The organism is Streptomyces sp. B21-083, from assembly GCF_036898825.1.
Classification (GTDB): Bacteria; Actinomycetota; Actinomycetes; order Streptomycetales; family Streptomycetaceae; genus Streptomyces.
This window is the reverse complement of the sequence record NZ_JARUND010000001.1, coordinates 2,665,717-2,678,702: the sequence shown is the minus strand read 5'-3', so window position 1 is coordinate 2,678,702 and position 12,986 is coordinate 2,665,717. Positions and strand designations below refer to the sequence as shown.

Below are 12,986 nucleotides of genomic sequence, written 5' to 3'. Positions count from 1 at the left end.
TCGATCCGTCCGGAAGGGGTGGCGTGCATGTGGGGGCGTAGTCGGGCCAGACGCCAGCGGCAGGCCGAGGGGCTGGCAGCTGTCGCCGGCCCGGTGGAGGCGGCCGACGCCGCTCACCAGGCTCTGCTGGAGCTGCGACGAGCGGTTCGGGGCGAGTTGGCGCGGATCGAGGCGCTGCTCGATCAGGGCGACGGACTGCCCTCGGACACCATCCGTGAACAGACGACCGGGGCCGTGAGTGTCTTCGCCGACCTGGACGGTGTTTCGCAGTACTACGACGAGATCCGTACCGGGGCTGTCGCGGCGGCGGAGAACGGTGTCGAGGCGGCCGTTCCCTGGCTGGGCGCGCTCGGGGAGCACACCAGATCGATGACCGAACTGGGGGAGACGTGCGCCGGAGTCGGCGAGTCCCTCGTCTATCTCCGTGAGCGCACCGAACGGCTCCGCGCCGCCATCCTCCCGCTGCGTCAGACGGCCCACGCGACCCTGCGGGCCGCCCAGGACGAGCTGGCCGTCGCCCAGGGCGCCGACGGCTGGCACGGCTGGCAGACGGACCTTGCCGCCCTGGGGCACCGACTGGCCGAACTGGACGGGGGCCGCGTCACCCCGACGGCCCGGCGCAAGGTCAGCGACCACTACCGCGAGCTGGAGCGGGAGGTGACGCAGCTTCGGGGAGTGATGGCTGCGGCGCCTCAGTGAGAGCGCAGAAGGGCCGCTGACCTGGGTTTCTGTGCCCGCGGGTGAGGTTGTCCACAGGGCAGCGAGGGGGTGTCCGGATGTCTGCGACACTGGTACAGCCATGCCTAAGCCCGGAGAACTCACATTCATCGCCCCGCGCGGAGCCCAGAAGCCGCCGCGGCATCTTGCCGATCTCACGCCTGCCGAGCGTAAAGAGGCCGTTGCCGCGATCGGTGAGAAGCCGTTTCGTGCCAAGCAGCTCTCGCAGCACTACTTCGCGCGGTTCGCGCACGACCCGGCGGAGTGGACGGACATCCCGGCCGCCTCGCGCGGGAAGCTCCAGGAAGCGCTGCTTCCGGAGCTGATGACGGTCGTGCGTCATCTGTCGACCGACCAGGACACCACCCGCAAGACGCTGTGGCGGATGTTCGACGGGACGCTCGTCGAGTCGGTGCTCATGCGGTACCCGGACCGGGTGACCATGTGCATCAGCTCGCAGGCCGGGTGCGGGATGAACTGCCCGTTCTGCGCGACCGGACAGGCCGGGCTGGACCGGAATCTGTCCACCGCCGAGATCGTGCACCAGATCGTGGACGGGATGCGTGCGCTTCGGGACGGGGAGATCCCCGGCGGCCCCGCGCGGCTCTCCAACATCGTCTTCATGGGTATGGGCGAGCCCCTCGCCAACTACAAGCGCGTGGTCGGCGCCATCCGTGCGCTGACCGACCCCGCGCCGGACGGCATGGGGCTGTCGCAGCGCGGGATCACCGTCTCGACCGTGGGACTGGTACCGGCCATCAACCGGTTCTCCGACGAGGGTTTCAAGTGCCGGCTCGCCATCTCCCTGCACGCACCCGACGACGAGCTGCGCGACACCCTCGTGCCCGTCAACACGCGGTGGAGGGTGCGGGAGGTCCTCGACGCCGGGTGGGAGTACGCGGCCAAGTCGGGGCGCCGGCTGTCCATCGAGTACGCGATGATCCGGGACATCAATGACCAGGCCTGGCGTGGTGACCGGCTCGGGCGGCTGCTCAGGGGCAAGCCCGTGCATGTCAACCTGATCCCGCTGAACCCGACTCCGGGGTCCAAGTGGACCGCCTCGCGGCCCGAGGACGAGAAGGCGTTCGTCGAGGCCATCGCCGCGCACGGCGTGCCCGTCACCGTTCGGGACACCCGGGGGCAGGAGATCGACGGGGCGTGCGGTCAGCTGGCGGCCACCGAGCGGTAGTCTTACGCCGTACATACATATCTTCATATTCCGACAGGGGAGCGCCACAGCGCTGAGAGTGCGGGACAGCCCGCAGACCCTCTGAACCTCGCCCAGGTCATTCTGGGTAGGAAGTTCGGTCATCACTCAAGCTGTTGCGCCCTGCCCGGAACCCCGTCATGGGTTCTGGGCAGGGCCGCGTCTCTTCCTGGTCATCCCAGGAGGAAAAATCCGGTGAACATCACCAAGCAGGTCACGGCCCTTGCCGTCGGGCTCGGGCTTGTCACGCTGTCCGCGTGCGGCTCCGGCGACGGCGGCAGCGGTTCGGCGGCGGACTCCAAGACCGTCACCCTCGTCAGCCATGACTCGTGGGCCGTCTCGAAGAGCGTCCTCGCCGCCTTCGAGAAGCAGTCCGGGTACACCGTCAAGGTCCTCAAGGACGGCGACGCCGGCCAGGCCGTCAACAAGGCGATCCTGACCAAGGACAACCCGCAGGGCGACGTCTTCTTCGGCGTCGACAACACCCTGCTCTCCCGCGCGCTCGACAACGGACTGTTCCAGTCGTACGAGGTGAAGGACGCCGACGCGATCCTGCCCGCGTACCGGACCGACGCGGACAAGCACCGGGTCACGCCGATCGACACCGGCGACATCTGCGTCAACTACGACAAGGCCTGGTTCAGCGAGCACAAGCTGACCCCGCCCGGGTCCTTCGACGATCTGGTCAAGCCCGCGTACAAGGACCTGCTCGTCACCGAGAACGCCTCCACCTCCTCGCCGGGGCTCGGCTTTCTGCTCGGCAGCGCCGCGAAGTACGGAGACGACGGCTGGTCCGGCTACTGGACGAAGCTCAAGGCCAACGGCGTGAAGGTCGTCGACGGGTGGGAGCAGGCGTACAACGAGGAGTTCTCCGGGTCGGCCGGCGGCAAGAAGGCCAAGGGGGACCGGCCGCTCGTCGTCTCGTACGCCTCCTCGCCGCCCGCCGAGGTGATCTTCGCCGACCCGAAGCCGACCACCGCGCCCACCGGCGTCGCGACCGGCACCTGTTTCCGGCAGATCGAGTACGCGGGGCTGCTCAGCAACGCCGGGAACAGCGCGGGCGGCAAGGCGCTGCTCGACTTCCTGGTCGGCAAGACCTTCCAGGAGGACATGCCGCTCAACATGTTCGTGTATCCCGTACGGGAGGGCGCGCAGGTGCCCGCCGAGTTCACCGAGTTCGGGCCGCAGGCCAAGGACCCCGAGACGATGGACCCCGCGAAGATCGCCGCGCACCGTGACCAGTGGGTCAAGTCGTGGACATCGCTCGTACTGAAGTAGCCGAAGCAGTGGGCGCAGCGGAAGCGGCTGCGCGTCGGCGGGGCGCCGCCCTGCGCGGTGGGCTGCTGGTGCTGCCCGTCGTCTTCTTCGCGCTCTTCTTCGCCTATCCCGTCGCCGCGATCGTCGCGCGGGGCCTGCACGTCGACGGGGTCTGGCGGCTCGGGCAGGTGGGGGACGTGCTGGAGGACCCCGGCATCCGGCATGTCCTCTGGTTCACCTTCTGGCAGGCGCTCGCGTCCACCGCGCTCACGCTGCTGATCGCGCTCCCCGGCGCGTATGTCTTCGCGCGCTTCGATTTCAGGGGCAAGCAGGTCCTGCGGGCCGTGGTGACCGTGCCGTTCGTGCTGCCGACCGTCGTCGTCGGGACCGCCTTCCTGGCGCTGGTCGGGCGCGGCGGGCTGCTCGACGAGCTGTGGGGCGTACGGCTGGACACGACCGTGTGGGCGATCCTGCTCGCGCACGTCTTCTTCAACTACGCCGTCGTCGTACGGACCGTCGGCGGGCTCTGGGCGCAGCTCGACCCGCGCCAGGAGGAGGCCGCGCGGGTGCTCGGCGCCTCGCGGTTCGCGGCCTGGCGGCAGGTCACCCTGCCCGCTCTCGCGCCCGCCGTCGCCGCGGCCGGGCTCATGGTCTTCCTCTTCACCTTCACCTCCTTCGGAGTGGTGCAGATCCTCGGCGGCCCGACCTTCGCCACCCTCGAAGTGGAGATCTACCGCCAGACCTCGGAGATCTTCGACCTGGGTACGGCCGCCGTGCTGACCATCGTCCAGTTCCTGGCGGTGGGCGCGGTTCTCGCCGTGCACGCCCGGACGGTACGGCGACGGGAGAGCGCGCTACGGCTCGTGGCGCCGGAGACGACAGCACGCCGGCCGCGCGGCCGGGGCCAGTGGGCACTGCTCGGCGGAGTGCTCGTGAGCATCGCCGTCCTGTTGGTGCTGCCGCTCGCCGTGCTGGTCCAGCGGTCGTTCGCCACGCCCGGTGGTGCGGGCCTCGGTTACTACAGGGCGCTCACCCGGGACGACTCCGGCATCTTCCTGGTGGCGCCGATCTCCGCCATCGGGAACTCGCTCCAGTACGCCCTCGCCGCCACCGGAATCGCCGTCGTCGTGGGCTCGCTGGCGGCCGTGGCGCTGACCAGGCGCGATGCCGGGCGGCTTGTACGGGGGTTCGACGCGCTGCTGATGCTGCCGCTCGGGGTGTCGGCGGTGACCGTCGGGTTCGGGTTCCTCATCGCGCTCGACGAGCCGCCGCTCGATCTGCGCAGCAGCTGGATCCTCGTACCGCTCGCGCAGGCGCTGGTCGGGGTGCCGTTCGTCGTGCGGACCATGCTGCCGGTGCTGCGTGCGGTGGACGGGCGGCTCCGGGAGGCGGCGGCCGTGCTCGGGGCCTCGCCCTGGCGGGTCTGGCGCGAGGTCGATCTGCCGATCGTGCGGCGGGCGCTGCTGGTCGCGGCCGGGTTCGCGTTCGCCGTGTCGCTGGGCGAGTTCGGGGCGACCGTGTTCATCGCCCGGCCCGACAACCCGACTCTGCCGGTCGCCGTGGCCCGCCTGCTGGGGCGCCCCGGTGACCTCAACTACGGCCAGGCGATGGCCCTTTCGACGATCTTGATGGTGGTGTGCGCGGTGGCTCTGCTCGTGCTGGAGCGGCTGCGGACCGACCGGACCGGGGAGTTCTGACCATGCTCAGTCTCGAAGCAGCGACCGTACGGTTCGGGGCGCGGGCCGTGCTCGACGGCGTCGGCCTCGATGTCGACGAGCACGAGATCGTGTGCGTGCTCGGGCCCAGCGGCAGCGGAAAGTCGACCCTGCTGCGGGCGGTCGCCGGACTCCAACCCCTGGACGCGGGGCGGGTGTCGCTCGACGGCCGGGATCTCGCCGGGGTGCGCGCACACAAGCGGGAGGTGGGTCTGATGTTCCAGGACCACCAGCTCTTCCCGCAGCGGGATGTCGGCGCCAACGTCGCCTTCGGGCTGCGCATGCACCACGTACCCAGGGCTCAACAGGACGTGCGCGTGAGGGAGTTGCTGGACCTGGTCGGGCTGCCGGGGGCCGCCGGACGGGCCGTCGCCGCGCTCTCCGGCGGGGAACAGCAGCGCGTCGCCCTCGCCAGAGCTCTGGCGCCGCGCCCCCGCCTGCTGATGCTCGACGAACCGCTCGGCCAGCTGGACCGCTCGCTGCGCGAGCGTCTCGTCGTCGAACTGAGGGAACTCTTCGGCCGGTTGGGCACCACCGTGCTCGCCGTCACCCATGACCAGGGCGAGGCCTTCGCTCTCGCCGACCGGGTGATCGTGATGCGCGACGGGCGAATCGCCCAGTCCGGTACGCCACTTGAGGTCTGGCAACAGCCCGCCGACGAGTTCGTGGCACGCTTCCTCGGCTTCGACAACGTCGTCGGGGCCACGGTGAGCGGGCAGGTCGCCGACACCCCTTGGGGCAAGGCACCGGTCCCCGAGGGCGCCCCCCAGGGGCCGCGCGCGCTGCTCGTACGGCCCGCCGGTGTGCGCCTGGTGCCCGCCGCCGAGGGCCTGCGCTGCACCGTGACCGCGCGCACCTTCCGGGGTACGCATGTCGCCGTACAGCTGCAGCCCGAGGACGCGCCCCGCCTGGAGGCCGCGTGCGCGCTGCGCGAGGCACCGGAGCCGGGCGCCGAGGTCGGTGTGGTCTTCGACGCGTCCGAGATCGTCGTGCTCGGCTGAGGGGTCCACTTTCCTCGCCCCCGCCGCCCCTACCCGTCCCATCCCTGGGGGCTGCGCCCCCAGACCCCCGCTTCGGCCCTGAAGGGGCCTCGTCCTCAAGCTCCCCCAGAGGGGGGACCCCCAGACAGGCTGGATAGTGCGGAGTGGCCCGCCCCCTGATGCGGGGACGGGCCACAACGTACAGCCAGGCGCTGCGGATACAGCGAGCGGAACGTCAGCTGTTGCTGGACGCCCCACGACGGCGCAGACCGAAGAAGACGGCGCCGCCGCCGACGACGACCAGGGCAGCCGCGATACCGGCGATCACACCGGTGTTCGAGCTGGCGCCGGTCTCGGCGAGGTTGGAGCTACCGCCCGCGGGCGTCGGAACGCTGCTCGCGGGGGCACCCGGGGTGCTCTCGGAGGCCGACGGGGTCGGGGTGGCCGACTCCTCGGGCTCCGACGCCGACGGGGTGGGAGTGGCGGACTCCTCCGGCTGCGAAGCCGAGGGGGTCGGAGTCGGGGTCGACTCCGGCTTGCAGGCCTCGTCCGGGGTGTTCACGCCCGACTTGATGTCCTCGTCGACCAGCTTGCCGGCCTTGACGTGGACGCGGTACGTCGTGTTCGGCGCCCAGTCCTCCGGGAAGTCGACGGTGACGCCCTCGCGGCTGCCCACGACGTCCTGGGTGCCGATGAGCTTCTCGCCCAGGTACACGGTGACGGTGGCGGGGGTGCCCGACGCGTCCACGTCGGTGACGCTGATGACGCCGTTTTCGCCGTCGCACTTGGCGACCGCGGAGAACTCACTGATGTTGCAGGCGAACGCGTTGCCCGCGACGCCCAGCGCGAGCGCGGCCGAGGCGGAGGCAACACCGAGGATGCGCACGGAACGCGCGGTACGGAGAGATATGGACACGGTTGCCCTTCACGGGATGCACAACTGAGGGAGTGGGAGGGAGTGAAGAGACCTCATCACCTCGTCACCCCCAGGAGTCTCACAGGTTTATAAGCGCAGCATAAGGGCTGTCAATCTGTATGCAGGCTCCAGGCATTGGTCTTTGCCTACCCGTTAACCGGCGAGGCGTTTCAAAGCGTCCGGAGCGTCCTCAATCCGGTCGACCAGGGCGATTCGGTCCTCCATCGCCCGGCCCCGCGCCAGCGACTGGAGCAACGGCCAGGCGGGCAGCCGTTCGGTCCAGTGGGCGCGGTCCACCAGGACCATGGGCGTGGGCTCGCCGCGCGACTGGTAGTAGTTCGGGGTCGCGTTGTCGAAGATCTCCTGTACGGTCCCGGCGGCGCCCGGCAGGAAGACGATCCCCGCGTTCGAGCGGGCCAGCAGCCCGTCCTCGCGGGTGGCGTTGGCGAAGTACTTGGCGATGTGCGAGGCGAAGGCGTTCGGCGGTTCGTGCCCGTAGAACCAGGTCGGGATGCCCACCGAGCCGGCCCCCTCGGGCCAACGCGCGCGGACCTCGAAGGCGGCGCGCGCCCAGTCGGTGATCGAGGGTGTGAACGACGGTGCCCCGGCGAGGAGTTCGCACGCCTCGTCGAGCATGGCGTCCTCGAAGGTGGCCGCGTACGCGCCGAGGTTCGCCGCCTCCATCGCGCCCGGGCCACCGCCCGTGGCCACGGTGAACCCGGCGCGCGTCAGCTCACGCCCCAGGCGCGCGGCACCGGCGTACTCCCGCGTTCCGCGTGCCATCGCGTGGCCGCCCATCACCCCCACCACCTGTGCCCGGCACAGGAGTTCGTCGAGGGCGTCGGAGACGGCGTCGTCGTGGACGGAGCGCAGCATCGAGGCGAAGATGTCGCCGTCGGCCTTGGTGTGCTGGAACCAGGCGTACCCGAGGGCGTCGGGGGTCCGCTCGTAACCCTGGTCGAGCCCGGCGAACAACTCGTCCGGCGAGTAGAGATGGCCGCGGTACGGGTCGAAGGGCAGGCCCGGGACCGGCGGGAAGACCAGGGCGCCGTCCGCGCGGATCTTCGCCGCCGCGTCCGGACGCATCGGGCAGCCGAGGAAGACGGCGCCCTCGGCGCCGCTGGTCAGCAGTTCCTTCGTACGGTCCGTCAGATCGACGGCCTGGACGCGGAATCCGGCGAGGGTGCCGCGGGCCGAGACGACCGCGTCGAACTCCTGGAGCGTCTCGATCTCACGGTCGTCGTGGTGCGCCGCATGGGCGGGACTCGTCTGCACCCGCCCATGTAAGCACGGGCCCTGTCAGGGTCGGTCCGGCCCCTCTCTCCCCCGGTCGAACTGAGCCGCGAGCGGGGGAGAGTGACGACAACGAGGCAGACGGGCGTGCCAAGCCCGTGGTCTCCGGCATGATCCGCCGGGCAGGCCCTAGCCCTGGACGGCCGCCGGGTCCATCCACATGACCTCCCAGGTGTGGCCGTCGAGGTCGTCGAACGCGCGGCCGTACATCTGGCCGTAGTCCTGCGCGTCGCGCGGCTCGGTGCCGCCCGCCGCGAGCGCCCCGTCGACCAGCTCGTCGACCTTCGCGCGGCTCTCGGCGCTCAGACAGATGAGGACCTCGCTGGTCTTCGTCGAGTCCGCGATCTCCTTCTTCGTGAAGTCGGCGTAGCGCGGCTTGCTCAGCAGCATCGCGATGATGTTGTCGCTGATCACGACACAGGCGGTGTCGTCGGTCGTGAACTGCGGGTTGATCGTGTAGCCGAGCTCAGTGAAGAACTTCTTCGAGGCGGCGACATCGCTGACGGCCAGGTTCACGAAGATCATCTGCTGGTACTCGCTCATGAGGGTCTCTCCCGTCGGTGTGGTGCTGTTCGGTGGGGTAGACCGGGCGCCTGTGCGGAACTCATCGGTGCGTAGAGATTTTTTTCGTACGGATTCTCAGGCGGTCAGCGGCAGCGCCGCCAACTCCGCGATCAGGAAGGTCAGCGGGGCGAACAGGGCGAGAAGGGCGGCGGCGCGCAGGCCCGCGGCGGTACGCAGGGTGGTGGCCGGCGCGCCCAGGCGGAGCAGGGCGGCGGTGGTGTCCGCGCGGGCGTGTCTGGCCTCGGCGGCGGCCGTGAGGAGCGTGGCGACGGCGCAGCCCACCACGACCAGGGCGCCCAGGGTGGTGAGGGGGCCGAGGGACGGGTCGTCGACGGCGTCCTCGTACAACACGAGCATGGCGTACGCGCCCGACGCCACCGCGCAGACGACGCCCAGGGGGCGGCCGATGCGGGTCGCCTCCTCCATGAGGACGCGGCCGGCGAGCAGACGGAGGGCGCCGGGGCGGACGGCCTGGAGGAGACGACCGCAGAAATGGGTGAGGGCGGGCCCGGCCAGGGCGAGGCCCAGGGCGGTGAGGGCCCAGCCCACGAGTACGGCGGCGGAGCTACCGGTGGCTCCGCCGGGCATGGCGAGGCGGGTGTGGGGGGTGCGGGCGGCGTACGCCTCCACGGCGAGGCCGGCCGCGAGGGCGGCGATCCCCCAGGGGAGGCCCCGGGGAGTGGGGCGCGGGGCGGGGAGGGCGTGCGGGTCGGTGGCGGTGAGGTCGGCGGGGGCCGGGTCGGTGTCCTGGTCCGGGGTTTCGGCGGTGTCCGGGGCCGGCGCTGAAGGGCTGGTCGCGCCGTCCGGCGCCGGACGGGGTGTGGAGCGCAGCTGGGCGCCGAACCGCCCGTACGCGCCGAAGGTGTCCCGGGTGCTGTGGGCGCCCTCCGCTCCGAACCGGCCGTACCGCCGAAGGCGGGTGCCGTTGCCCGGAGCCTGGCGGGTGTCGGTCGGCCGCAGGGTCAGGGCGACCGAGACCGACGCCGCCACCGGTACCAGGGTCAGCAGCGTCAGGGCGGCCGGGAGGGGGAGGGGGCGGTCGGCGGCCAGGAAGTCCGCGGCGTCGCCGTCGAACGGCATGCCCGTCAGGTCGCCTCGCAGGTGGAGGAAGAACAGCAGGGCCAGCATCGAACCCAGGGTGCAGGACAGGACCGTCGTCGTGGCCGCGACGGCCATCAGCCGGGCCGGGCCCAGGCCGATCGCCGCCAGGCCGGGGCGCGGTCTGGTGCCGGGGTCCGTGCGGGCCGCCGTCACCGCGAAGTAGACCGTGGCCGCCAGCGGGGCCATGCACCAGGCCAGGCGCAGGGCCGAGCCGCCGGGGGTGTTCTGGTGGGCGAGGGCGTGGCCCAGGGTGCCCAGGAGCAGGAAACCCGTGGCAGCCGACGCCGTCGCGACCAGGAGACGCCGGAGCTGGACGCCGGGGTGGGCGCCGCGGGCTAGACGGAGAGCGAGCACGCGGCCCGGCCTTCCGCGTCGGTGCCGGTGCCGGTGCCGGTGCCGGTCCCGGTCCCGGTCCCGGTCTCCGTGTCGTTCGTGGTGACCGGGGGCAGGTGGACGGTGTTCACGCGTCGCCCGTCGAGCAGCGAGACCGTGCGGTCCGCGAGCGCCGCCGTGTCCGCGTCGTGCGTCGCGAGGACCACCGTGATGCCGTGCGAGCGGGCCGCTGTCGTCAGCGTCCGCAGAACGTGCGCCCGGTCCGCCTGGTAGAGCGGCGCCGTCGGCTCGTCGGCGAAGAGGACCGTGGGGCCCGGGGCCAGCGCGCGGGCGATGGAGACGCGCTGGCGTTCCGACTGGCGCAGCTCGCAGGGGCGTTTGCGGGCCCGGTCGCCGATGTCCAGGCGCTCCAGCCACTCCAGGGCCGCCGTCTTGGCACGCCGACGGCTGGTGCCGCGCAGCATGAGGGGCAGGGCCGCGTTCTCCCAGACGTTCAGTTCCGGTACGAGGACCGGGGCCGGGTCGATCCAGCCGAACCGGTCGCGGCGCAGCCGTTCACGGGTGAGCGGGCCCATCGTGTGCACGGGCACGCTGTTGAACCAGACCTCGCCCCGCAGCGGTCGTACCAGGCCCGACAGGCAGCGCAGCAGGGTCGTCTTGCCGCTGCCGCGCGGGCCGCTGACGGCGAGGATCTCGCCCTCACGGACACCGAGCGAGACGCCGCTCAGCGCAGGCGAGCCGTCGTTGTGCTGGTAGTGCAGGGCGCGTGCCCAGAGCACGTCGTTGTCCGGCGGGGCCACCATGGGCGTACACCTCGTTCAGATCCGTAATTCCCTGAGTCCATCCCCCGTGCGGGGGAACGAAGACAGGGCCGATCGGTTACAGGGCACGCTAAGGATGTGGGCCGGGAACGCCGGACAGCACGCGGCCCGGGTGCACCCATCCCACTCGTACGGGTGCACCCGGGCCGCAGAGCCGCCGGGGGCTAGAGCTTCGTCCACGCCTCCGTCAGTGTCGCGCGCAGGATCTGTTCGATCTCGTCGAACGTCTCCTGGTTCGCGATCAGCGGCGGGGCGAGCTGGACGACCGGGTCGCCGCGGTCGTCGGCACGGCAGTACAGGCCGTTCTCGAAGAGGGCCTTGGAGAGGAAGCCGTAGAGGATACGTTCCGTCTCCTCCGCGTCGAAGGACTCCTTGGTCGCCTTGTCCTTCACCAGTTCGATGCCGTAGAAGAAGCCGTTGCCGCGGACGTCACCGACGATCGGCAGGTCGTGCAGCTTCTCCAGGGTCGAGCGGAACGCGCCCTCGTTGTCCAGCACATGTTGGTTGAGGTTCTCGCGCTCGAACAGGTCGAGGTTGGCCAGGCCCACGGCCGCGGACACCGGGTGGCCGCCGAAGGTGTAGCCGTGCAGGAAGGTGTTGTCGCCCTGGTAGAACGGCTCGGCGAGACGGTCCGAGATGATGCAGGCGCCGATCGGGGAGTAGCCCGAGGTCATGCCCTTGGCGCAGGTGATCATGTCGGGTACGTAGTCGAACTTGTCGCACGCGAACATCGTGCCGAGGCGGCCGAAGGCGCAGATGACCTCGTCCGAGACGAGCAGGACGTCATGGCGGTCGCAGATCTCGCGGACCCGCTGGAAGTAGCCGGGCGGGGGCGGGAAGCAGCCGCCCGCGTTCTGCACCGGCTCCAGGAAGACGGCGGCCACCGTGTCGGCGCCCTCGAAGAGGATCTCCTGCTCGATCTGGTCGGCGGCCCAGCGGCCGTAGGCCTCCGGGTCGTCGCCGTGGATCGGGGCGCGGTAGATGTTGGTGTTCGGGACCTTGTGGGCGCCTGGGACCAGCGGCTCGAAGGGGGCCTTCAGGGCCGGCAGTCCGGTGATGGACAGGGCGCCCTGAGGGGTGCCGTGGTAGGCGACGGCACGCGAGATGACCTTGTACTTGGTGGGCTTGCCGACCAGCTTGAAGTACTGCTTGGCGAGCTTCCAGGCGGTCTCGACGGCCTCGCCGCCGCCGGTGGTGAAGAAGACCTTGTTGAGGTCGCCCGGCGCATAGCCGGCCAGACGTTCCGCCAGCTCTACCGCCTTCGGGTGGGCGTACGACCACACGGGGAAGAACGCCAGCTCCTGCGCCTGCTTGAAGGCGGCCTCGGCCAGCTCGACGCGGCCGTGACCGGCCTGGACCACGAACAGCCCCGCCAGACCGTCGAGATAGCGCCGGCCCTTGTCGTCGAAGATGTACGTGCCCTCGCCCCGGACGATCGTCGGGACGGGAGCGTTCTCGTAGGACGACATGCGGGTGAAGTGCATCCACAGGTGGTCGTACGCGGTGCGGCTGAGGTCCTTGGAGCTGTGGCTGTCGGTGGTCGTCACGGTTATCGGGTTCCCCACATGTAGGTCTGCTTCTTGAGCTTGAGGTAGACGAAGCTTTCGGTGGAGCGCACGCCGGGCAGGGCCCGCATGCGTTTGTTGATGACGTCCAGCAGGTGGTCGTCGTCCTCGCAGACGATCTCGGCGAGGATGTCGAAGGAACCCGCGGTCATCACCACGTACTCGACTTCCGCCATGGCGCTCAGTGCGTCGGCCACGGGGTCGAGGTCGCCGTCGACGTTGACGCCGACCATCGCCTGCCTGCGGAAACCCACGGTGAGCGGGTCCGTGACGGCGACGATCTGCATCACGCCCTGGTCGAGCAGCTTCTGGACGCGCTGGCGCACGGCCGCCTCGGAGAGGCCCACGGCCTTGCCGATCGCCGCGTACGGTCTGCGGCCGTCCTCCTGGAGCTGTTCGATGATGGCGAGGGAGACGGCGTCCAGCTGGGGGGTGCCGCTCCTGGACTCGCGGGAGTCCCTTTGCTCTGCGCTTCGACTGGCCACGCGCTCACTGTGCACGAGGAGTCGACGGTTTC

General features: G+C 70.8%; 12 protein-coding genes. 5 read left to right on the top strand and 7 right to left on the bottom strand.

Annotated elements, in window-relative coordinates; translation table 11 throughout:
* The first annotated feature begins 27 nt into the window (after positions 1-27).
* The 5 genes from QA861_RS11965 to QA861_RS11945 all read left to right on the top strand — a co-directional run bounded on the left by QA861_RS11965 (position 28) and on the right by QA861_RS11945 (position 5,897).
* Positions 28-699, top strand: coding sequence for a hypothetical protein (locus QA861_RS11965; protein ID WP_334588326.1), 672 nt, complete (start codon positions 28-30; stop codon positions 697-699).
* A 100-nt stretch (positions 700-799) separates the two neighbouring features.
* Positions 800-1,906: a dual-specificity RNA methyltransferase RlmN gene (rlmN, locus tag QA861_RS11960; protein WP_334588325.1), complete on the top strand. Its 1,107-nt coding sequence runs from the start codon at positions 800-802 to the stop codon at positions 1,904-1,906.
* Between the two features lie 213 nt (positions 1,907-2,119).
* Entirely contained in the window at positions 2,120-3,202 is a 1,083-nt protein-coding gene (locus QA861_RS11955) for a thiamine ABC transporter substrate-binding protein (RefSeq protein WP_334588324.1), read from the top strand.
* Positions 3,178-4,878 carry an ABC transporter permease gene (locus QA861_RS11950; protein WP_443041476.1) on the top strand — a complete coding sequence of 567 codons (1,701 nt, stop codon included), beginning with the start codon at positions 3,178-3,180 and terminating at the stop codon, positions 4,876-4,878. Before QA861_RS11955 ends, QA861_RS11950 begins: the two co-directional genes overlap by 25 nt.
* 2 nt (positions 4,879-4,880) lie before the next feature.
* The gene (locus tag QA861_RS11945; RefSeq protein ID WP_334588322.1) at positions 4,881-5,897 is read left to right on the top strand and encodes an ABC transporter ATP-binding protein; all 1,017 of its coding nucleotides are present in this window, start codon (positions 4,881-4,883) and stop codon (positions 5,895-5,897) included.
* A gap of 214 nt (positions 5,898-6,111) precedes the next feature.
* Here the strand turns inward: QA861_RS11945 and QA861_RS11940 are convergent, their stop codons facing one another.
* From QA861_RS11940 to QA861_RS11910, 7 genes are all read right to left on the bottom strand, one after another.
* Positions 6,112-6,792 (bottom strand): LAETG motif-containing sortase-dependent surface protein, encoded by a 681-nt coding sequence (locus QA861_RS11940; RefSeq protein ID WP_334588321.1) that lies wholly within the window; start codon positions 6,790-6,792, stop codon positions 6,112-6,114.
* 153 nt (positions 6,793-6,945) lie between these two features.
* Entirely contained in the window at positions 6,946-8,067 is a 1,122-nt protein-coding gene (locus QA861_RS11935) for an LOG family protein (protein ID WP_334588320.1), read from the bottom strand.
* Positions 8,068-8,214: 147 nt separating this feature from the next.
* Positions 8,215-8,628, bottom strand: coding sequence for a VOC family protein (locus tag QA861_RS11930; RefSeq protein WP_334588319.1), 414 nt, complete (start codon positions 8,626-8,628; stop codon positions 8,215-8,217).
* A gap of 96 nt (positions 8,629-8,724) precedes the next feature.
* Positions 8,725-10,104, bottom strand: a complete 1,380-nt coding sequence (locus tag QA861_RS11925) for a hypothetical protein (protein WP_334588318.1) — start codon at positions 10,102-10,104, stop codon at positions 8,725-8,727.
* Positions 10,086-10,886, bottom strand: a complete 801-nt coding sequence (locus tag QA861_RS11920) for an ABC transporter ATP-binding protein (RefSeq protein ID WP_334588317.1) — start codon at positions 10,884-10,886, stop codon at positions 10,086-10,088. Before QA861_RS11920 ends, QA861_RS11925 begins: the two co-directional genes overlap by 19 nt.
* A gap of 182 nt (positions 10,887-11,068) precedes the next feature.
* Positions 11,069-12,469: an aspartate aminotransferase family protein gene (locus QA861_RS11915; protein ID WP_334588316.1), complete on the bottom strand. Its 1,401-nt coding sequence runs from the start codon at positions 12,467-12,469 to the stop codon at positions 11,069-11,071.
* Complete coding sequence (locus QA861_RS11910) at positions 12,454-12,969, bottom strand: Lrp/AsnC family transcriptional regulator (protein ID WP_334590524.1); 516 nt, start codon at positions 12,967-12,969, stop codon at positions 12,454-12,456. The genes QA861_RS11915 and QA861_RS11910 overlap by 16 nt, the downstream gene beginning before the upstream one ends.
* Positions 12,970-12,986: the final 17 nt, after the last annotated feature.

Coding starts and splice junctions, on each gene's coding strand:
- rlmN (WP_334588325.1), top strand. CDS start 800: ATGCCTAAGCCCGGAGAACTCACATTCATCGCCCCGCGCGGAGCCCAG.
- QA861_RS11945 (WP_334588322.1), top strand. CDS start 4,881: ATGCTCAGTCTCGAAGCAGCGACCGTACGGTTCGGGGCGCGGGCCGTG.
- QA861_RS11920 (WP_334588317.1), bottom strand. CDS start 10,886: ATGGTGGCCCCGCCGGACAACGACGTGCTCTGGGCACGCGCCCTGCAC.
- QA861_RS11930 (WP_334588319.1), bottom strand. CDS start 8,628: ATGAGCGAGTACCAGCAGATGATCTTCGTGAACCTGGCCGTCAGCGAT.
- QA861_RS11965 (WP_334588326.1), top strand. CDS start 28: ATGTGGGGGCGTAGTCGGGCCAGACGCCAGCGGCAGGCCGAGGGGCTG.